Raw genomic sequence first — 21,475 nt, forward strand, 5'->3', positions numbered from 1 at the left:
GTTCTTTGATTGCTTAATTTTTTATTTCCAAATAAATATTTCTTTGGATTCCCGCCTGCGCGGGAATGACATTTTTAATTTATTAGTTTTAAAATCATACTAAATCATAATATTCAGCGTTGTTCAGTGTTAAAAAAGTTTTCTTTCTTCTCTTTATTCTCTGCGGCTCTATAATAATCGGATGCGGTGAAGGAGGATATATTCCTCAAAAGACGGATTTCACTGCAGGCGACTCCCCCGACCAGCAAAGCTGGAATGCGACCGTGTCGTTTTCCGATTCCAATCAGGTAATTGCAATTCTCAAAGCTAAATATATTGCTTATTACAGCCAAAAAGGGCTCACTATAATAGACAGCGGCGCGGTGGTTGATTTTTTTAAAGAAGGAAAAAATGTTTCGACCTTAACAGGCAAGCGCGGAGTTGTTCATGATGATACAAAAAACATCGAAATGCAGGACAGCGTTAAAATCAGAAGCGTTGAAGGAAATGAATTGATTACACAAAAGCTTTTATGGACAAACAAAACTCGAAGAGTTTCGTCGGAGGAATACGTAAAGATAACGACAGCAAAAGAGATTATTGAAGGAATTGGATTTGAATCAGACCAGGAATTGAAAAATTATACTATTTATAAAGTAACGGGAACGTTTAGTAAGTAAATATCCCTTGTTTTTCTCAACTTATCCTTAAATATTTAAGGGCAATGTCGAAGGAATTCCATAATAAAGAATTTTATGAAGGTACCTTATTTAAATTAAGTATACTTGAAGGATATTTTAAAGAATGGTTACCTGTTTTCACCGTTACTAAATTTGCTGACTATCCTCAAATAAATATATTTGATTTTTTTGCAGGACCGGGACGAGATGTAAAAGGTAACAAAGGAAGTCCCTTAATATTTATTGAAAATATTAATAAATACAAAGATTTAATTCTAAAAAATGAAATCAAAATAAATCTTTTCTTAAATGAACTTAATAAGAACAAATACAATTTATTATTAAAAAATGTTAAAACCGAGATTAATAATTTATTTAAAGTAGAAATACTAAATTCTGATTTCTTTAAATTATTTAATGAAATAAATAAAACCTTTGACAAATCAATAAACTTTATTTTTTTAGATCAATGTGGAGTTAGATTTGTATCCGAAGAAATCTTTAAAGAAATAATAAAGCTACCTAAAACTGATTTTTTATTCTTTATTTCTTCTTCATATTTTAAAAGATTTAAAGATGATCCTAACTTCAAGAAGTATTTAGGAATTAATCCTGATAGTATAAAACAATCTGATTATTATAAAATACACAATGAAATTTTTAATTATTATAAATCGCTAATTAGTATTAATACAAAATATTTTTTATCAAAATTTTCAATTAAAAAGGGTGCAAATATATACGGTCTAATATTCGGAACCAATCATCCTTTAGGGATGGAAAAATTTTTAAAGATTTGTTGGGAAAAAGACAAAATAACTGGAGAAGCTAACTTTGATATTCATAGAGAAAATATTAGTTTAGAACAACCAAGTTTATTTAGTGAACACAATAAATCTCAAAAAATAAAAATTTTTGAAGATGAAATTAAAACTAAAATTGTAGCTGGAGAATTAAAAACCGATGTTGAAGTATTATTATATGCTTTAGAAAATGGGTTTTTAGCACAGCATTACAAAGACGTTACAAAACAATTAGTAAAAGAAGGTAAAATTGAAAAAATAACTTTCAAATCTAATTGTAAAAAAATCAAAGATTATACACCTCAAGCAATTAAAGTTAAATAAATGGCAAAATCATCTATAGAATGGACTCAAATGACATGGAATCCTACTACAGGATGCAGCAAACTTTCAGCTGGTTGCAAAAATTGTTATGCAGAGATAATGTCTAAGAGATTGCAATTAATGGGCGTCGAGAAATATTCCGCTGGATTTAAAAAAGTTAGAATACATCCAGAGTCCCTAAATATTCCAAAATCATGGAAAAAACCAAAAATGATTTTTGTTAATAGTATGAGTGATTTATTTCAGAAAGACGTTCCTTTGGATTTTATTCAAAAAGTTTTTGATGTAATGAATGAATGTCCACAGCATGTATTTCAAGTTTTAACAAAACGATCTGAAAGATTGTTAGAATTAAATAAATTTTTAAATTGGTCTCCTAATATTTGGATGGGGGTGTCTGTTGAAGATGAAAAGGTAGAATTTAGAATCGATGATCTAAGAAAGACTGATGCTAAAATAAAATTTCTATCCTTAGAGCCTTTGCTTGGACCTTTAGATAATTTAAATTTAAAGAAAATTAACTGGGTTATAGTAGGTGGGGAATCAGGATTTAAAGCAAGACCTATTGAAGAAGATTGGGTTACAAGTATTAAACAACAATGCTATTTAAATCATGTCCCATTCTTTTTCAAACAATGGGGTGGTTTTCATAAGAAAAAGAATGGTAGATTACTCAAGGGAAAAACTTACAATCAGATGCCTATTAAATTAGTTGCTTAATTTATCTTTTTCTCGCTAGCATCAAGCCATCTCTTAAGGGAAGCAAAACATTTTCAACACGATTATCGTTGTTTATAATTTCATTGAACTTATGAAGTGCTTTTGTGTCTTCATCAGCTTCTCTTCCTTCTGCGGCATCGAGAACTTTACCCGACCATAGAACATTATCAGCGATGATTAATCCTCCCGTTCTCATCTTCGGCAGAACAGCTTCGTAATAATTTATGTAATTAATTTTATCGGCATCGATAAAAACCATATCGATTGTTTCGTTGAAGTTTGAAATTATATCAAGAGCATTCCCAAGAAGCGGAACGATTTTATTTTGATACTCAGATTTTTTGAAATATGAATTAGCAATATTAATATTTTCTTCGCTTATGTCTATCGTATAAATTTTTCCGTGATGACTTAGTCCTTCAGCAAAACATAAGCTCGAATAACCTACATACGTTCCTATTTCAAGAATGCAATGCGGCGACATTAACTTGCTGAGCATTGCAAGAAATCTTCCCTGATGAAATCCCGAAAGCATTGCAGAATCATCACGGTTTTGGGTCGTATTCAGTCTGATTTCTTCAAGAAGCTCGCTTTCCTTGCTTGTAAAACCGTCTGAATATTCTTGAATTTTTTGGTCTAATAAAATCATCATAACAAAGACTGGGATTCCCGCCTTCGCGGGAATGACTTCAAATTATTTTCAAAATTAACAATTTTAACGCAGATAATCGCTGATTTAATTATGATTTCATAAGAAATCATAAAAATCAGCGTTGAAACAGCATCAAAAAATTATGTTTGCGACTTTTTGGGTTGCTTTGCGTCTAATATATAAAACAAGTACTTGATGTCACGTGATTCTCAGAAATTTCTTGAACTGCTTAAGCCGGTTTATTCCGATATTGTAAAATTCTGCAAATATCTCTGCAGGGATATTTCTGCGGATGATGCAAAAGACGTTTTGCAGCATTCAATGCTGAAAGCATTTGAGAATTTCAGTTCATTGAAAGACGAAACAAAATTCAAAAGTTGGATTTTCACGATTGTATCAAGAGAGACAAAAAATTTTTACAGAAATAATTTCTGGAAAAAATTTCTTCCGCTTGATTTCAGCGAGAAAGAACACGACATACCTGTTGATTTTAAGCAGGATGAAAAGTTCGACAATCACAATGCTTTATCAGTTGCCTTAAGTAAGTTATCAGTAAAAGAGCGTTCCTCGATTCTTCTTTTTGAAGTTGCCGGCTTTTCGATTGAAGAAATTAAGGACATCCAGAATGAGTCGAGTATTTCAGCAGTGAAATCACGACTCAGCCGCGCGCGGCAAAAAATGAAAAAAACGATTGAAGAAATTCAGTCGGATAAAAAAGTAAGTGCAAACATTAATTCAGGAGAAATTGAAAATGAAACCATCAAGCTCATTTCAGAATCCAATGTCAGATGATACAGATAAAAATATGAATGAATTATTTAAAAATGTAAAATCGGAAAGTTACGATTCATCGTATGATGAATTCGATTTCTGGTTTCGCAAAAAAACTCTAAACAATCAATCAAATCAAACAATGAAAAATTCTTTTAATCTAAAATATTTCCTTTCACACAACCGTATTAAACTTGCAATCATTGCGTTTTTACTTTTAACAATTGCAGCGTGCAACATGCCTGTTACTTCGACTAACACACTGGGATATTTGCTTTCATGGGAATCGCCAAGAGAAAGCTCATCAATCATGATGGAAGAAGTCGGAAAGATTGACAAAAAATTTATATCAACACATGAAATTTCAGGCAGTAATGATGGTAAAACAGAATTACATCACATGATTTTACAAGACTTAACGGGAGCGGAAGCTGAGAACATAAGCAATAAAATTCGTTCTGTTGCTGGAGTTTCAAATGTGAAGCTTACGCCAATGACCGACAGCGAAACAATGCCATTATATTCTTATGCTCTGGAAAATTTCCTGAAGATTGAAATTAACAGAGAAGGAAAAACCGATGAAGAAGTTACTGCGGAAATTTATAAACAGCTTGAACAATCAGGTTTCAAAGGGGCAAAAGTGAGTTATGAAAATATAAACGGAAAGAAAAGACTCATGGTTACTGATTTTAATATGCCTGAAGGAGGTCAATTAGAAATTAACGTTGACAACAATAACGGTAGTGAAGTTATTAAGCTTAAAAAAATGCCTCTTGGTGATGAGAAACCGTTTGAAAATATGACAGATGAACAAATCAGAGAACAAGTTAAAAAGGACAATCCCGGAGTGCAAGATAAGGACATAACAATTGAAAGAACTATAGGAAAAGATGGAAAACCGGAAGTTAAAATAAAAGTCGAAAGAGACGAAGAAGTTACAAAGTAAACTCTTAATTTAAAAGTTTTAGCACTAATTATTAAACCCGCTTCGGCGGGTTTTTTTGTTTTTATTTAATAATATTTAATCTATTTTTTTAGAATAAATTTAAAACGTCTTATTAAATAAAGACATATAAAACATAGAATGAAAAAATTTTATCTATTAATACCTGTAGTAATATTAATTACAATTTATTTTGTTTCATGCTCCAATTCACCCGTTACTTCCCAAAAGGCACCGACAAGCTTTTATGAAGGATATAACGATGATGAATCAGCCGCGTGCATGACACTTGCTTCACTTGCTTATGTGAATGAAAATAATCCTGTTTATATGAGGGATTCGCTCATAGTCCAGCTTTCAAACAGCAATTATGAAACGGGAGGAAACTGGAAGCTTGAATGGGGACCTGCTTTAACACCGGACAAGGCAAACATGCTTTATGTAGTTAAAGATACTCTTAAAAATCCCGATATGTATGCGATTGCAATACGCGGAACAGATTGGTGCTTTTTAACTAACATTAAAGAAGATATTCTTGTTTACAGCATGGTGCCTTATACATATAGCGGTAATGTGAACGATTCGATTTCTGAAGGTGCTTCGCTGGGGTTATCTAAAATATTAAGCTTGCTTGACCCGTTATCACATAAAACTTTTCTTCAATACTTAACTGCTATAAAAAGACCAATTCCGTCAGGCAAACATGATTTATTCATAACAGGACATAGTCTTGGCGGAGCGCTTGCAACCGTTCTGACTTCCTGGATGCTTGATAACGGAATGGGTCATGTTTTTAACATAAAATCTTATACTTTTGCAGCGCCGACAGTCGGCAATAAAGGTTATGTAGAACATTTTAACAGCATAGTAAATTCTGCTGGTGCAGAAAGTCATAGAGTTGTTAATCCGAGAGACATCATTCCTCGCTTTATAAGCGAGATTGATACAATTTTACTTAAGCAATACCCTACTCTGCTTCCTTTATCCATTGAAACAGCTTTCTTTGCTATGTATAGTTATTTCACCTATGAAGGTATATATTACCATCATGTTGGTGAGGTAAGATATCTGGGGCAAGCAATTCCGGGAAACTGTCCGTCAGGTTCACCGTCTTTTGACCAGTACAGCTGCTGGGTAGGATTTGAGCATGACCATAACACGTATCTAAGATTACTGAATGCGCCCGAAACGAATTTTTATTATGCACCGTGTGAAATGGAGCAGCCTGATACAACGGGATTATCTTCCTTTATAAAAACTCACCGGAAATAATTTGATATAACATAAAAAGAGACGCAAAAAAAAATTTTGCGTCTCTTTAAATTTGTTTATTTTAATAAAATTAATTCATCGGATTGTCTGCAGTCGGTCCATAGACAGAAGGAAGCGGAACATCGTGAAGACGAAGATAAACTGATAGTTGTCCTCTGTGGTGATATAAATGGCTGTATGCCATTGTCCTCAAAGCGGCAACCTTTGGCAATTCAAAGAAAATCTGGTCTCCGGCTCTTAACTTCCAGCCTTTCATAAGCTCTTCGTCCGTAGTGTTCTCAAGCGACTTAATTGCCCCTGCAAGAGTATCATCAAAAATCTTCATTAATTCTTCATTAGACTTAGCAGTTTTTTCAGAATAGTTTTCTTTTACAAAATCATACTCATCTTTATCAACAACCAGCGATATCCATTTGTTAGTGTTTGCAACATGTGATGCAAGCTCCCCAAGAGTCATGGATTTTTCATGAGGTTTTTTTTCAAAGTCTTTTTCGGGAGATCTCTTAAGCATTTCTCTTGTTGATTTCATTTCCTGCTCAAGTTCTGCTTTTAATGCTTCTTTTAATGCCATGTGTTTGTATTTTAGATTTTTTAAAAAAAGGTAAAGTTTGTTGGGAAAGCTTAATCTAACAATAATATACGAAAGATTAAAGTTTAAGGTTTATTGTTTTTAAAATTTAAAGATTTGGTTATTTTACGGTTAACAAAAAGCTATGAATTCGAAACGCGGTCAAATTTTATTCGAGCAGTTTAATGCATGTTACAATGAGGAAAACTGGTTTATTCCGCTGACTAAAGCTCTTGAAGGGCTTACCGATGAGCAGTTTAACCGGAAACCGGGTGATAATGTTCATTCCATAAGACAGCTTGTTGACCATCTGCTTTTCTGGAATGAAAGATATTTAATGAGAATAAAAGATGTTCCTCTTGATACAATTAAAATTGAAAAGGATAACGACCCGACATTTAATATGTACGACAGTTTATCTAAAGACGAACTGATAAAAAAAATGTATCAGGTTTTTGATGAGCTTTCGGATATTATAAAAAATATTTCCGATGAAAAACTTGATGAAAATGTTTTTAAAAATTTTCCTGACAATCAAAGTAAATGGTGGGAAATTTTTGAAAACATAAACATACATAATGCATATCATACCGGACAAATAATGTTAGTTCGTAAACAATTAAATTTAAATAAATGAAAAAGTTTTTTTTATATAACGTGATTTTAGGTTTTATTTTATGCTGTTCTCAAATTATTGCGCAGGATTTTAACAATAATTTTTATGATGTAAACTGCGGATTTTGGAGAACCGGAAATTCTTCAACAAATAACAATCAAACAAATTCGAGCGCGCCGTTTTTGTGGCAATTCGTTTCGACTCCCGTAACTTCACAGATAGTTGATATGATATTTGTTGATTCTCTGTATGGATGGTGCAGTCATACGGGTAATGGCGGTATCCGGACAACAAACAGCGGAGCAACATGGACATCTTTTAGTTTTGCCGATACGACATTCACTACTGCCTATAACGGAATTTATTTTATAAACATAAACACGGGATGGTGTGTTGGCGGTTCAATACAGATAAGAAAAACAACTAATGGCGGATTGAACTGGTTTAAACAATATGGTCCTCCCGTATCGGGAATCAACCGCTCGGTTTGGTTTGCAAATGCAAACACCGGTTACATCGCAGGAAGCAAAGGTTTTCCTTATCAGCCATTTCTTGCAAAAACGACTAATGGTGGAAATAACTGGACAGAAATAACTCCCTCTGTGCCAACAGCACAGGAATTAAATGATATGCATTGGCTGAATGTTACAACAGGATGGATTGCAGGATACGATGTTTTGCTTTATACAACAAATGCAGGAGCAAGTTTTGAAAATCGTTTTGCGAATGTGCCCCCAACAGGCAACGGACATAACTCATTGCTTTCGGTTTCATTTGTACGCCAGGAAACAGGATGGATTGGCGCGGCAAATCTTGAAAGGAATAATATTTACAAAACCACAAATGGAGGTTTGAACTGGATTTTCCAGAATAATGCAGTATCACAGGCAGGATGGAACCAGATAAATGATATTCAATTTATGTCTGTGTTTGCTGATACGGGATGGGCGGTTCACGGAACGCCAACAACCGGAGCAATTATGTTCACAAGCAACGGAGGCACAAATTGGGTTATGGACAACACAACTTACAGCTGGTATGATTGTCTGGAAATTTATAACAGAAAAAAAGTGTGGTCAGGTGGAAGCAGCGGAAGAGTATGGTGGACATTTGTTCAATCCATTCCATCAGGAATAAATCCTATCTCGAATGAAATTCCGGAAAAATTTTCTCTTGGACAAAATTATCCGAACCCGTTTAATCCTGTGACTGATTTCGAATTTCGGATTGCTGATTTCGGATTTGTGAAGCTGAATATTTATGGCATAAAAGGAAGCATTGTTGCAACATTGATTAATCAAAATTTAAATGCCGGCGCTTATAAAATTAATTTTGATGCAAACGGCTTAAACAGCGGAGTTTATTTTTATAGATTGGAAACTAATGGGTTTGTTGAGACGAGGAAAATGATATTATTGAAGTGAAAAAGCAAAAGTAAAAAAGCAAAAACAATGTTTGCTTAGCAGTCAGGAGTTAACTCCTGACTGCACGGAAAAAATATTTTATAAGTTTTATCGTAGAGACGCAATATTTTCCGTCTCTTTTTTTGTGTAAAAACAAAAAGCAGTATCTTTTGGAAACTGCTTTTTGGGGTTAGCCGGGATTTTACTCCTGCCGAATGAACATTTTTTTTGGCTTTACGAGCTGTAGGGGAAGGAGTCGAACCTTCATGGAGCGGTTAGCCCTGAATCCAGAATTTCTCCCGAACTCTCCACCCTCGAGACCGGAGGGTATGTCTGCCTGTTTCACCACCCTACAGAGTTAATACAAAATTAAGCATCCCCACCATTTATTGCAATATTAATATTTAATTAAGTAAATTTTTGCTATATTAATAATAAATCAACATATTTATTATAAATTTGTTAATTTAATATCAAATATCAAATGGAAAATTATCAAGTTAGCAATGAAAAGTTTGCGACAAAAATCGATGTTGATGAACTCGATTTAAAAATTCTTTCCATCTTAATGAAAGATGCGACTGTTCCTTATACCGATATTGCAAAAAAGTTGTTAGTATCGGGCGGAACGATTCATGTGCGGATGAAAAAATTAAACGAGATGGGAGTTGTGAAAGGTTCTGAGCTTATCATAGATCCTTCAAAAATAGGATTCGATATTTCCGCATTCATCGGAGTATATCTCGAGAAAGGTTCTTTGTATCATAATGTTGCAAAAGAGCTGAGTAAAATTCCGGAGGTTGTCGAGCTTCATTATACAACGGGCATATACAGCATGTTTGCAAAGCTTGTGTGCAAGAACACACAAAACCTGCGCGACGTACTGAACGAAAAAATTCAGTCAATCAAAGGGATTCAGAGAACGGAGACTTTTATTTCGCTTGAAGAAAGTTTTAAAAGACAGGTGAAGATATAAGACTCATTTGTCATTCCTGCGTAAGCAGGAATCCCAGTATTATTTGCAAAATACTTTCAAGTCTCATATGTCCTCCCCTTACTCCCCCTCCAAAGGGGGAATCTACTTTATTAAGACCATCGAACGTGTCTGCGAAAAATCTCCTGCGGTTAGTTTATAAAAATAAACACCGCTCGATAAATTGTTTCCGTTGAATTGAACTCTATAAGTTCCCTGATTCAAATTTTTATTGATTAAATTTGCAATCACTTTTCCTGAAATATCATAGACGGTGAGCTTTACCAATTCCGTTTTTGGAATTTGAAATTCTAAGTTCGTACTTGGATTAAACGGGTTTGGATAATTTTGTTTTAACTCATAACTGTTTGGAATTTCTGAAGCAGAATTTTCTGTATTTAATACCACGGGCAACGTTATCTGAAACGCGCTTCTGCCGTGAGTCCATACTACAAGCTTTCGAGTCGGGTTATGCAATGTCAAATCATGACACGGGACGTTAGACGGGATTCCCTGCGCAAGCACTGACCAGGTTGTTCCCCAGTTGGTCGAGACCATAACATTAATATCCGTTCCGATAAATAGCGTGCCTGTGAAGTTTGGATCAATAATAACATCGTTAATCGGAGCGTCGGGCAGATTGCCTCTTACCGAAGTCCAGTTAGTACCAAAGTTTGTTGTTCTGAAAATATGTGAGCCGGTTGAATCAACTTTGTAGCCTGATAAAGTTACATAACAAACATTTGCAGAATCAGGATGAACTGCAACCCTCGTAACCCACCTGTAAGGAAGACCGTTGTTTATCTTTGTCCAGTTTGTTCCGCTGTTTTGCGTTACCCAAACGTTTGCATCATCTGTTCCGCAGTAAATTACATTCGGATTTGATTTTGAGACATCGACTGTTGTTATTGTTCCGAGATTCTGAACATGACCATTTGTCAAGTCAGGACTTATTGCAGTCCAGCTTTGCATGCGGTTTGTTGTTTTGAAAATTTTGTATGTCCCGCAATATAAAATCTGCGGATTATTTTTATCCATAACATAAGGAGTCATCCAGTTTGTGTAGGTCAAATCAAGTCCTGAGGTTGCTCCGAGAAATGAACTTCCGCCATTTGTTGATCTTCCAAGTCCGCCGCTTTGAGATGATGCATATACATATTGCTGGTTTGAATAATCAACAAGAGCATAAAATCCGTCACCTCCGTAAATTTCATTCCATACTAATCCGCCTGTTGTTCTTATTGTTCCGTTATCCTGTGTTCCGCCAAGTATTGTTGATGGATTGAGATAGCTTATATCACCCGCATAAAATTGTGTAATGGGCAGAGTTGTGCTTTCGTTCCATGTTAAACCCGCATTAGTTGTATAATCTATTCCGCCGTCATTCCCTAATACAAGAAAACCGGGGTTTGACGGAGCAAAAGCAACTGCGTGTTCATCGACATGTGATGCCGGTAATGTTGAAAATGATGTGCCTCCATTTACTGAAGCTTCCATATTTAATCCTCCGCATATTACAACATCAGGATTTGTCGGATGAACTTTGCAGATCCTGTTAAACCATGCATAGTTAGATGAAGCGGCACCCGAAGCATTTACCTGATTCCAATTCACTCCATCATTCGTTGATTTATATAATCCCCGCGAGTTGCCGTTTGCAAATGCTGTGAGAGCATACATTATTTGCGGAGAGTTTCTGCATATATCAAAAGAAATTCTTCCGAGCGTTGCATCATTGATGGGAAATCCCCCCGATACCTGCGACCAGCTTGCGCCTGAGTTTGTTGATAAATATAAACCTGATTTTATTCCGCCGTATTTAACATAATCTTCGCGTCTTTGTCTTTCCCACATTGCAGCAAATACACGTGAAGGATTTGACGGGTCAATTGCAACATCAATTGCTCCGACTGAGTCTGCAATAAAAAATGAACGCGACCAATTCACTCCGCCGTTTGTTGATTTATAAATTCCGCGCTGGTCATTTTTTCTGCGTGTCCATCCCATCGATGCAACATATACTTCCTGCGAGTTTGAAGGATTGATTGCAATGTTGCCGATGCAGAACGAACTATCCAAGCCAATGAATGTCCAGTTAGCACCACCGTTAACGGATTTATACATTCCTGTTCCGGGATAATAACTGCGTAGAGAATTTGCTTCACCCGTTCCGCAATAAATTATGTTTGGATTGTTCGGGTCAATTGCAAGAGCACCGATTGATGATGTATTCTGATTATCGAAAATGCTTGTCCACGTCTGGCAGAAGTTCGTTGATTTCCAAACTCCGCCGTTTGCAGAGCCGCAATAAACTATCTGAGGATTAACCGGGTCAATTACTGCAGTTGTTATTCTTCCTTCGATGTTGATTGGTCCGGCAAGAGTCCAGTCGACAACATCACGGTTGCTTGAGTACGGCATTTCATTCTTGACATACTCAACCGATTTCAGATATTCATCTTGCGGAATTTCATCAAAAGGAAATGCGCGCTGTTTGGCAAACCAGTCCTGAGCAGGAACAAATCCGGGTCCGGATTTTTCTTCCTCCTCATCCTTTTGGTTCACATTTACATCTTTAAAATTTTTATCTTTATTTAGATTAATCCCAACTAATAATACTGCACATACAAAAAAAGAAAAGATAAGAAGAAATTTCATTTGTCAGGTTTTCTTGAAAATTGTTCTTATGAATAAAATTATAAAGGTAATTAATGCTATCACTGTTAAGATACTAACCAGCAGGCTTGGCAATCCTTTCGAGAACGGAAGCTGAGTATATGAACTGAACATTGCAATGTTTTGTGCATTAACCTGAAGTCCCATTCCTTCGAGAACATTTGATGTGTATTGTGCTTCAGGTGCAAACTGGTTTGCTTCCATAAATCCTGTGCCGACTAATTTTCCAGTTGAATCATAAACCAAAGCCGAGCCGTTGTAATGCAGATTGTTCGTTAAGTCTATGCTGACCGAATGCGGGAATTTTGTTGCGTCTAAAATATAGACTTCGTCAGGTGTATTGATTTTATATTTTATCGGGAAAGTTATGCCCTCTGTTGTAAGAGTATCAAGGACTTCCGCAGTTACTCCATTTATTTTCCATTGAACATCATCATTCGGACCGTAACGATTTGTGTTTGTCGGGAAAACTGTGCCTTTGGTTATCGGAACTTCAGGACCAAAGTTTCCTGAGACCATATACTGCAAATCATTTCCAAGATGAAGATTGAGCCAGACATATTTTCCGAGTCCGCGGGTTTCGGATTCAAAAACGTTCATTACATTTGCAAGCAGCGAATAATAAACTGTTGTTACCTGCCGGTTAAGCCATTGCCTGTCAACCCATCCTGTTCCGTTTTTACATGCGACTGAAGAGTCATTCAATGTTATGTTTCCGTTCGTTGCAAGCTGTGTATATGAAAAATACAAAGTCCCTGCTCCGCCTGCGCAAGGTGTGCATCCGCCGGGGTTGTCGAGATACGGTCTTCTTACCGCATCCATATTGGCTGAAAATCCGTTTTTCTTTCCGGTGCTGTCTGTCCAGCCGGATTCCACGATGAAGTTTCCAACTCCGTCCATGCTTAAGTTTGAAGTCCACCCATCAGGCGCATCGATTGCTTTGAATGAAAATGATGAATCGGAATTTATTTTATACTCTCCGCGAACGAACATAAACGGTGAGTATTTCCATTCGTTTCCTCTTCCGACACCTGTCGAAATAAAATAATAAGTTGTCGAGCCCATAGGAAGGTTCATTTGCTTTCGCAGTTCAGGAGGAAACATATCCATTCTAATTAAATAATACATGAACGATGCGGTATTGCCTGTGCTGTCGATGAACGTTCCGTAAATCCAGAACCACCCTGTCATTCCCTGCTCAAACTGAAATGATGAAAGAACTTTAGGATCCTGCTTTATAGGAGCAATCTGGTAATATCCCAGTTCAATATTCGGAACACTTGCAAGCATAAGAAACTTTTGCATGTCGTTCACGCTGCCGATGTTCTGCTGAATGAACTCAAGTTTTTCTTTATTATATGGCTCGAGAAAAGTGCTTTTGTCTTTTGTGTATTCAATGCGCTGAGGAATGAGCTTGTTGAATTCGACATAAGGCATTGAAGTATATGTACCGGGCTGTTCGACTTGTGCGACAGGGTCGGTTAAAGTCGGTGAGCGTTTCCAGAGCAGGAAAAGAATAAGAGCTATAATTAAAACAATGTAAATGAAAAGCTTCAGGAATTTCATATGAGGATGAGTTTTATTTTGAGTGAAGTTAAGGTGAAAAGTAAAAATGCAAAAGGCAAAAATGGGAAAAGAGTAAAGTGAAAAGAAGTAATAAAACATAGAGACGCAAGATTTTGTGTCTCTATGTTTATTGCATTCTTGGGTAACTCCTGAATACAAAGCAATATTATTTTATCAATACCATTGACTTTGTTTCGGAAAATCCATCAATAAAGATTTTATAAAAATATACTCCCGATGAAAGACCTGATGCATTGAAACTGACCGAATAATATCCCGCTTTATGAAATTGATTTGTCAGGGTGGAGACTTCCTGTCCTGAAGAATTATAAACCTTAATTATAACATAACCATTTTTAATTAAATTATAATTTATAGTTGTCGATGGATTGAACGGATTAGGATAATTCTGATAGAGCTCGAATGAATTTACGACGGGATTTCCGAGACTTGATATTCCTGTTGTTCCGCCGCCGTTTGACGTTTTATAAATTGCACCATTGCCGCATCCGACATAATAAGAATTATCAATCAAAGGGTTATCTCCATCCGAGCTTCCTTTTACAATTGTATTGATTCCATTATTTGCAGGCGGCTGAAAAGTTGTTGGTGTTGCAGTGTTTGAACCTGCAGGCATTTTATATACGGATCCGTCAAGACCGGCTACATAAACGTTTCCTAATCCATCACCTGTAATAGCTTCAAAACTGCTTCCAATTTGTATCGGAGGATTTACAGTCATAGGGCTAAAATTATCTCCGCCATTAGTTGACCTGTATAAACTTCCATCGCCTGTTGCAGCAATTATTGTAGATGTTCCGGGAATAACATATGCTGCAGTAATATAATCGTTTAACGCAAAACCAGCTGTTATCTGGTTCCAGGTGGCACCCATATCAGTGGAAACAAACACCTTAGTTTCAAACGGAGGAACAAAATTCCCCCCGAAGGCAAAAAGTTTTGTATTCGGACCCGATGTAACTGAAGTTATTGATGCTGTAAAGTCCATTAAAAAATTTACATTAACCTGAGTCCAGTTTAATCCTCCATTAGTTGATTTAAACATGTTTGAACCTCCTGCCGCAAACACAATATTTGGATTTTGAGGAAGAAAATGCGCAGCAGTTAATATAGAGCCGTTTATGTTCATTGCCGGAAACCAGTCTTGCCCCGAATTGGTTGTAATAACAATTTGAGACGTTGCCTCAAGCACGAATGAACCGCCGACTGCAATACCTGTTGTGCTGTTTCTGAAAGTTATATCGGTGAGAGACGGCACTCCGGTCGCTCTTGAAGTAAAATTTGTGCCTGCATTGGTTGTAACTAGAACGCTTCCGTTTCCGGTTGTGAACCACAGGTTATTTCCGCTGCCGGGCACCGAAGCAGAACCTGTGATATTGCTTGTTGTACCTGAACTCAGCGTTATCCATTGCGCGCTTATTGAAGTATTTAAAAAAACCGAAAAACAAAAAAAAAAAATATTGTGTGAATGTTTTCATTTTTATTGCTCCTATATTTTAGTTAAGTAATTATGTAATTGAGTTTTTAAGGGAATTTTTAATTTTTTTGAAATCTTATTGTAAAATGCTTTGAGAGTGTTATCTGAAAGCGATAACAAATGTTTTATTTTTGCATCATCAAGATTGGATTTTACAAGAGCGCAGATTTTAAGCTCATCATGCGTAAGATTTCTGAATCTTACTCTTAATTTCTTAACAAGCTCTTTATTTAAATTAAGAATGAGCTGATCCTGTATTGATGCAAGGTTGTAAGAGTTTTTACTTTTCATTTTTGTTAAACAGTTGAACAAAACTGCCTAACAGAAAAGGTTTATACAACAGGTTTCTGCGGATAGAGTATAAATAGAGTATGTGAGAAGTATCAGAAAGTATTAATAAATGTGGTTAGTGACTGTTTACGCGGAAGCTTCAGTTTCTGAATTATTTTATAACGCTGATTCTGAACTGTGCGGTTTGAAATATGCAGAAGATTTGAGATTTCTTTGTTTGATAAATTAATTTTCAGAAGAGAGCAAATCTTTAATTGGATGGGAGTAAGTGCAGAATATTTTTTTGAAAGCTTATTAATGAACGCAAAGTTAAGAGTGTCGAGATTTTTCTCAAAGATTATTACATCATCCGTGAGGCGGTTATTTATTTCTATAGTTTTCAAGAACTCGTCAAATTCTCTGAAATCTACCTTTGATGTTTTAAAATTACGGGAATATTTTTTAATATCTTCAGTAAGTTTTTTTATAAGATCATTTTTCTGAACAAGGTAATTTGCCATCAGGTTCATTTCCTTTGTTTTGGAATCAACTTCTCTTTTTAGCTCAAGTGTTTTCAACCGCAAAATCTCGGCTTCTTTTTCTGCCTGAATTCTTTCGAACACTGCCTTAAGCTCGTTTGTTTTTCTTTGCAGTTCTTCGCCGTTTATTTCAGAATAAACATAATGATACTTCATAAAATAATCCAGCGCCATGGCAGGATTTTCAGCCGAATAAATTTTTGAAAGCTCTTTATAAAAATCTCTCAATGCCAGACGGTCATCAATCTTTTTTTCTATTTTCTTTGCCTCATTGATATAATGCAATACATGCTTACTGTCTTTCAGCTTATAGTAAATGAGAATAATATTGCCAAGCGCAATGAACATTATATTATAATTTGCAAAATTTCTTCCGGCATCCAAAGATTTCATTGCATATTCCAATGACTGCTGATATTTTTTGAGAGCAAAATAGCTTTTGGTAAGTCCTTCATAAGCGCCAACTTTATAATAATCATCTTTTTGCTCCTCAATTAGTTTTAGGCAATGTTTATAAAAAGCAATGCTCTTTTTGTAATTTCCTGATTCGTAATAGCAGTCAGCCAATGCACCGGTTGTCAGAGCTTCAAACCTCTTGCTTTTTGCAAGCTTGCTGATTTTATTTGCTTTTGAAAAACACGCTGAAGCTTTTTTAATGTCATCTTTATTAAGATAATAAACATTCCCGATGCGAATGAGGGTGAGGCACTCACCGCGCCTGTCGCCAATGCTTTGCTGAATTTTTAATGCAGACAGAAGATACTCGAGAGCGCTCTTTGTATTGTAAATTTTGTAATAAGTATTTCCTATTAAAGAAAGTATCTCGGAATGTTTTTCTTCGTCCTTAATTGCAGCGGGAGTTTTTTCCGCTTTAAAAAAATATTCAAATGCCTTGTCATGGCAGCCCCTGTTTGAATAAATCAGTCCGATTTTTTTATAAATGTCATACCTTCTGTAGTCTGTTTTTGAGGCAAGTTTTTCGGCAATGCGGAGTTTTTTAATTACACCGGCGGGAGCATTGTTCTGATGCTTGTCGGCATAATCAATAATTTCATCAATCTTCCTTCCGGTTTCCGAGGCATTCATGAAATTACTTTTTCTTATATTTATCGTGTCTTCCTTCGCCTTTTGAAATCATTTGAACGGCTTTTGCAATTCTTTCTTTGCGGGTTTCTTCACGCTTCGCTTCGGTAATCCATTGAACGTATTCTTTTTTATGCGAGTAACTTTGCGCTTCGAATCCTTTTAGAAGCTTTCCTTTGTTAAGAGCTGATTTAAAATCATCGGGAATGACAACGGTCTTGTCTTTTACGACAACTTTAATTCCTTTTTTATTAAGCTCGATTGCCTCTTTAACATATTCAATAATCGCACTTTCATTTATATCTTTTACATCGTACAGGTAAATTCTTCTGTTGTGAACTGTTGTTTCGGTGCATGCTTCCATTATGCCGTAAGGGTCTTTCATTGCAGCTCCCTGAAAAAATGCAAGCGCAACATGTTTTTTGAAACCGCCGTAGCCACAAATCATTCCTTCGTAATAATAGTTCGGTCCCCACTTCCAGTCTTCGATGATTCCCTTGTCAGCTTTCAAAATCAACGTGCGAAGTTTCTTGCAGATTGCTTTTGAAAATGGTGGAAGCGCATTGATATATTCATCAATTAATTTTTTTGCATCAGGGTTATGCTTTATTTTTGCCATTATGGTTTTGTTTAAGGATTATAATCTATATAAAGTTCTTGTCCGCCTTCGGGATTTTTGTTTTCCCATTGTGAAATTCCGTCAGCCATGTTGCGGACTTTTATGAAACCGTTTTTATTAAGAATATAACTTGCGCGTCTGCTTCTGTGGCTGTGAGTGCAATAAACAATAATTTCTCTATCTTTATATTGTTCAAGCTCACTAACTCTTTGCGGAAGCTCTTCTATGTTTATATTAATTGCATTTTTAAGAGCGCCAATTTTCAATCTTCCTTCGATTGTTCCGTTATGCTCTTCGGGACTGCGAACGTCGAGAATAATTATTTCTTTATTTGATGCAACGGTTTTAGGAACTTCGTCGATTGCAATGTCAGTGAACAGCACAGTACTTTTATCTACAAGCTCCATCTGGCAGTGCGGACATTTGCCTGGAGCATCATATACCTGCGTGTCGCAATCAATATCGCAAGGCGAGCAGACATATTCTGTCTGAGCATTTGCAGAAACCGAAAAGAAAAACAAAACAATTAAAATCGGGGAAACTATGGAAAGTTTTTTGAGCATAAAGTTTTTTTGTAGATATATACGAAATATAATTCGCTAAGTTCTTCTTATATTTGTTTGATTATAAAATACTAATTTCTATAATTATAGTTACCTGGATTCCCGCCTGCGCGGGAATGACATTAACATTCATATTGGAATTAAAATAAAAATTGTCTGTTATTAAAACAATTGAGTTTTAATTTTATGTTTGAAATATTATGTTGAAATCTAATTTGAAAAGCGGAAACTCATTCTGCTGATACTTATTTGATACTCATTACCTTTTATGAATAAATTTTCAAGACGTGATTTCCTGAAGCTTGCCGGAAGTTCAATTGCGCTTGGCACAATCGGAAACAATATGCCGCAGCTTTTTCAAAATCAGGAAGTTGTTAACAATCTTGATAAGTTTGACCACGTAGTTGTTCTTATGATGGAAAACCGCTCGTTCGACAATATGCTCGGCTATTTATACACACCTCAAAATCCACCGCCTAACGGGCAAAGCTTTGAAGGAGTAGCATTCGGAAATCATACAAACCCTATTCCTTCTTATGCAGATTCGGCAAAGTTTATTGACAGCATCAGGACTTATCCCGATTCAATAATGAATAATCCGAATCCTGACCCGGGTGAGACGTATCCTCATATTAATACGCAACTTTTCGGAACGGTGATTCCTGATACAAACAGGTTTCTTACAACATACAATATGTTTTCTCCATATAACGAACCTGACCCGCTTCCGGAAAATATTCCGATGGACGGTTTTGTTAAGGATTACATAAATAACTTCCGCGCAACTCAGGGAAGAATGCCGACTTACTCCGAATATAAAATCATAATGAGCTGTTTTCCGCCGACTGCAGTACCCGTCATCAGCCAGCTTGCGAAAAGTTTTGCCGTATGCGATAACTGGCATTGCGCTGTGCCGTCGCAGACATTTTGCAACAGGGCATTTTTTAACTGCGGTTCGTCATGGGGTTATGTAAATAACGAACCCTATGAAAAATGGCTTTTGAATTTTCAGGAAACGATTTTTGAACGTCTTGAAAACAACGGACATACGTGGAGAATTTATTTTGACCATAAAGATATCATTCCGCTTACTTTACTGATTCATTTTCCGAGGTTAATAAAATACGCAAGCTCTAACATCTGCAACTTTGAAAATTTTGAACACGACGTCGAGAAAGGATTGCTTCCAAAGTATTCTTTCATAGAACCAAGACTGATCTTCTTTCATAATGATGAACATCCGCCTGCACCATTGATTGGAAGTATTGTTTTACCGTCGAGTGTTTTACCCGGTGAACAGTTAATCAGCAAAGTTTATAACGCAATTAGAAAATCAAACAGTTCAACGGGCAACAACTGGAAAAATACTTTACTCATTATTACATACGATGAACACGGAGGATGCTACGACCACGTTCCTCCGCCGCTTGCAGAGCCGCCTTATATATTTCAGCCAAACACGGAAATGAATTTTAAGTTCAATCGTTTGGGAGTGCGTGTTCCGGCTGTTTTTATTTCCGCATATATAAAGAGCGGGACAGTTTTTTCCGAGCAAATGACTCATACATCGGTCATAAAAACTATGTCTGATAAGTGGAATCTCGGGCATCTGACCAACAGAGATTTAACGTCACCTTCTTTTGTAAATATTTTTAATTCTACAACTCCCAGACCACAGGAAGACTGGCCTGTTACGGTTCCGAGAGAATCCGAGATTGAAGCAGATAAGAATTATTTTCTCTGCGAAGATTTGGCTCCGCTTCAGATGGATATAATTAAACTGGCTAACGCTGCAGCTTACGGCAATCAGGCTCTTCCGCCCGGAATAAATGCGGTTGAAGATGGTCTCGATTTTCTTAAACAGGTAAAAAAAGATTTAAAGATTTCTTATTCGTGTGAATAAAGTTTATATAATAAAAAGAATGGGGTTCTTCGCTACGCTCAGAATGACAATTGTGGTCATTGTATCTTTTTTTTCTCTCACCACTTCATATGCACAATTCGTCAAGTTTGAGGAAACATTCGACACTGGAAACATTCAATCACGGGGATGGCTTGAAGTAAACAACGACAGCAGTTTTGTTGTGCCTCAGATACGAAGTGCATTTACCTTTCTAAATCTCGGCTATCAGAATGCATACGATGGGAATAATTTTTATCTGTTCAATTTTGATAATGCAAATCCTAAGAACGTAATAGACGACTGGCTCGTTACTCCATATCTGACCAATATAGAATCCGGTGACACAATGTCTTTCTGGTGCGGTTCAATTGACGGTGAGTTTAAGGACACTATAAGAGTTTTAATCTCCACAACAAACAATAATCTCAGCAGCTTTGTAGAAATAGACCAATTCAAGGTGAACGGCTCGGCGGGAGTCTGGCATAAAAAAAGCTATGACCTGTCGGCATACAGCGGACAGAATATTTATTTCGCTGTAAACTACAGTTTGCAAAACGGCGGCGCGCTTGGAACTTCGTCTGATTATGTCTGGATTGATTATTTTTTGCTCACGAGCAAATACTCAACCAGCCTACCGGAGACTTATGAGCTTGCACAGAATTTTCCTAATCCGTTCAATCCCGGAACGGAAATAACATTCAGTTTGCCTGAAGCATCAAATGTTTCATTGAAAGTATATGATGTAACAGGAAAAGAAGTCTCGGTTTTAGCAAACGGATTTCATCAGCGCGGGAGATATCATGTAACTTTCAATGGAAACAATTTCGCAAGCGGGATATATTTTTATAAGCTGGTCACTCCTAAATTCACTCATACAAAAAAGATGGTGTTGAAGAAATGACCTAAGTGTGTCATTCTGAGCGAAGCGAAGAATCTTTTCTTTAAAAACGAGATCCTTCACTTCGTTTCCCAAAGTGACACCTTTGGTGCAGGATGACACTCTATCTTCCTCTCCCCTTTTTATTGAACATTTTAAACATTCAAAATTAATTAA

General features: G+C 36.2%; 20 protein-coding genes. 11 read left to right on the forward strand and 9 right to left on the reverse strand.

Translation table 11 applies throughout. From position 1 onward, the window contains the following. The first annotated feature begins 119 nt into the window (after positions 1-119). Genes lptC through VHP32_02660 form a run of 3 tightly spaced genes read left to right on the forward strand, consistent with a single transcriptional unit; the run spans position 120 to position 2,506 of the window. The gene (lptC, locus tag VHP32_02650; protein ID HEX2786777.1) at positions 120-659 is read left to right on the forward strand and encodes an LPS export ABC transporter periplasmic protein LptC; all 540 of its coding nucleotides are present in this window, start codon (positions 120-122) and stop codon (positions 657-659) included. Positions 660-703: 44 nt separating this feature from the next. After that, on the forward strand, positions 704-1,786 hold the full coding sequence (tcmP, locus tag VHP32_02655; GenBank protein HEX2786778.1) for a three-Cys-motif partner protein TcmP: 1,083 nt from the start codon (positions 704-706) through the stop codon (positions 1,784-1,786). Then, positions 1,787-2,506, forward strand: coding sequence for a phage Gp37/Gp68 family protein (locus VHP32_02660; protein ID HEX2786779.1), 720 nt, complete (start codon positions 1,787-1,789; stop codon positions 2,504-2,506). A 1-nt stretch (position 2,507) separates the two neighbouring features. Here VHP32_02660 and VHP32_02665 read toward each other — a convergent pair whose 3' ends face one another. Further along, positions 2,508-3,158, reverse strand: coding sequence for an O-methyltransferase (locus VHP32_02665; protein HEX2786780.1), 651 nt, complete (start codon positions 3,156-3,158; stop codon positions 2,508-2,510). A gap of 195 nt (positions 3,159-3,353) precedes the next feature. Here VHP32_02665 and VHP32_02670 point away from each other — a divergent pair, with 195 nt between their 5' ends. The 3 genes from VHP32_02670 to VHP32_02680 all read left to right on the forward strand — a co-directional run bounded on the left by VHP32_02670 (position 3,354) and on the right by VHP32_02680 (position 6,144). Beyond that, complete coding sequence (locus VHP32_02670; protein ID HEX2786781.1) at positions 3,354-3,950, forward strand: RNA polymerase sigma factor; 597 nt, start codon at positions 3,354-3,356, stop codon at positions 3,948-3,950. Next, positions 3,910-4,875, forward strand: a complete 966-nt coding sequence (locus VHP32_02675; protein ID HEX2786782.1) for a hypothetical protein — start codon at positions 3,910-3,912, stop codon at positions 4,873-4,875. The genes VHP32_02670 and VHP32_02675 overlap by 41 nt, the downstream gene beginning before the upstream one ends. 138 nt (positions 4,876-5,013) lie before the next feature. Beyond that, on the forward strand, positions 5,014-6,144 hold the full coding sequence (locus tag VHP32_02680; GenBank protein HEX2786783.1) for a hypothetical protein: 1,131 nt from the start codon (positions 5,014-5,016) through the stop codon (positions 6,142-6,144). A 70-nt stretch (positions 6,145-6,214) separates the two neighbouring features. Here VHP32_02680 and VHP32_02685 read toward each other — a convergent pair whose 3' ends face one another. Continuing rightward, positions 6,215-6,715, reverse strand: a complete 501-nt coding sequence (locus tag VHP32_02685; GenBank protein HEX2786784.1) for a DinB family protein — start codon at positions 6,713-6,715, stop codon at positions 6,215-6,217. A gap of 142 nt (positions 6,716-6,857) precedes the next feature. On the opposite strand from VHP32_02685, the gene VHP32_02690 reads away from it, so the two are divergent. The 3 genes from VHP32_02690 (at position 6,858) to VHP32_02700 (ending at position 9,707) form a co-directional block, all read left to right on the forward strand. Then, entirely contained in the window at positions 6,858-7,349 is a 492-nt protein-coding gene (locus VHP32_02690) for a DinB family protein (protein HEX2786785.1), read from the forward strand. Then, positions 7,346-8,752 (forward strand): T9SS type A sorting domain-containing protein, encoded by a 1,407-nt coding sequence (locus VHP32_02695; protein ID HEX2786786.1) that lies wholly within the window; start codon positions 7,346-7,348, stop codon positions 8,750-8,752. The genes VHP32_02690 and VHP32_02695 overlap by 4 nt, the downstream gene beginning before the upstream one ends. A 463-nt stretch (positions 8,753-9,215) precedes the next feature. After that, the gene (locus tag VHP32_02700; protein HEX2786787.1) at positions 9,216-9,707 is read left to right on the forward strand and encodes an Lrp/AsnC ligand binding domain-containing protein; all 492 of its coding nucleotides are present in this window, start codon (positions 9,216-9,218) and stop codon (positions 9,705-9,707) included. A gap of 102 nt (positions 9,708-9,809) precedes the next feature. Here VHP32_02700 and VHP32_02705 read toward each other — a convergent pair whose 3' ends face one another. The 7 genes from VHP32_02705 to VHP32_02735 form a co-directional block, all read right to left on the reverse strand. Continuing rightward, positions 9,810-12,362 (reverse strand): T9SS type A sorting domain-containing protein, encoded by a 2,553-nt coding sequence (locus VHP32_02705; protein ID HEX2786788.1) that lies wholly within the window; start codon positions 12,360-12,362, stop codon positions 9,810-9,812. Positions 12,363-12,365: 3 nt separating this feature from the next. Then, entirely contained in the window at positions 12,366-13,946 is a 1,581-nt protein-coding gene (locus VHP32_02710; GenBank protein ID HEX2786789.1) for a lipocalin-like domain-containing protein, read from the reverse strand. Positions 13,947-14,112: 166 nt separating this feature from the next. Then, positions 14,113-15,324: a T9SS type A sorting domain-containing protein gene (locus VHP32_02715; protein ID HEX2786790.1), complete on the reverse strand. Its 1,212-nt coding sequence runs from the start codon at positions 15,322-15,324 to the stop codon at positions 14,113-14,115. A gap of 132 nt (positions 15,325-15,456) precedes the next feature. Continuing rightward, the gene (locus VHP32_02720; protein HEX2786791.1) at positions 15,457-15,735 is read right to left on the reverse strand and encodes a hypothetical protein; all 279 of its coding nucleotides are present in this window, start codon (positions 15,733-15,735) and stop codon (positions 15,457-15,459) included. A 92-nt stretch (positions 15,736-15,827) separates the two neighbouring features. Further along, positions 15,828-17,339, reverse strand: a complete 1,512-nt coding sequence (locus tag VHP32_02725; protein ID HEX2786792.1) for a LuxR family transcriptional regulator — start codon at positions 17,337-17,339, stop codon at positions 15,828-15,830. Between the two features lie 4 nt (positions 17,340-17,343). Continuing rightward, positions 17,344-17,955, reverse strand: a complete 612-nt coding sequence (locus VHP32_02730) for a YdeI/OmpD-associated family protein (GenBank protein ID HEX2786793.1) — start codon at positions 17,953-17,955, stop codon at positions 17,344-17,346. 11 nt (positions 17,956-17,966) lie between these two features. Continuing rightward, positions 17,967-18,518: a rhodanese-like domain-containing protein gene (locus VHP32_02735; GenBank protein HEX2786794.1), complete on the reverse strand. Its 552-nt coding sequence runs from the start codon at positions 18,516-18,518 to the stop codon at positions 17,967-17,969. A gap of 268 nt (positions 18,519-18,786) precedes the next feature. Here VHP32_02735 and VHP32_02740 point away from each other — a divergent pair, with 268 nt between their 5' ends. Then, positions 18,787-20,421, forward strand: coding sequence for an alkaline phosphatase family protein (locus VHP32_02740; GenBank protein HEX2786795.1), 1,635 nt, complete (start codon positions 18,787-18,789; stop codon positions 20,419-20,421). Further along, positions 20,414-21,322, forward strand: coding sequence for a choice-of-anchor J domain-containing protein (locus VHP32_02745; protein ID HEX2786796.1), 909 nt, complete (start codon positions 20,414-20,416; stop codon positions 21,320-21,322). Before VHP32_02740 ends, VHP32_02745 begins: the two co-directional genes overlap by 8 nt. Positions 21,323-21,475 lie beyond the last annotated feature (153 nt).

It is taken from the genome of Ignavibacteria bacterium, from assembly GCA_036262055.1.
In the GTDB taxonomy this organism is placed as follows: domain Bacteria; phylum Bacteroidota; class Ignavibacteria; order Tepidaquicellales; family Tepidaquicellaceae; genus DATAJP01.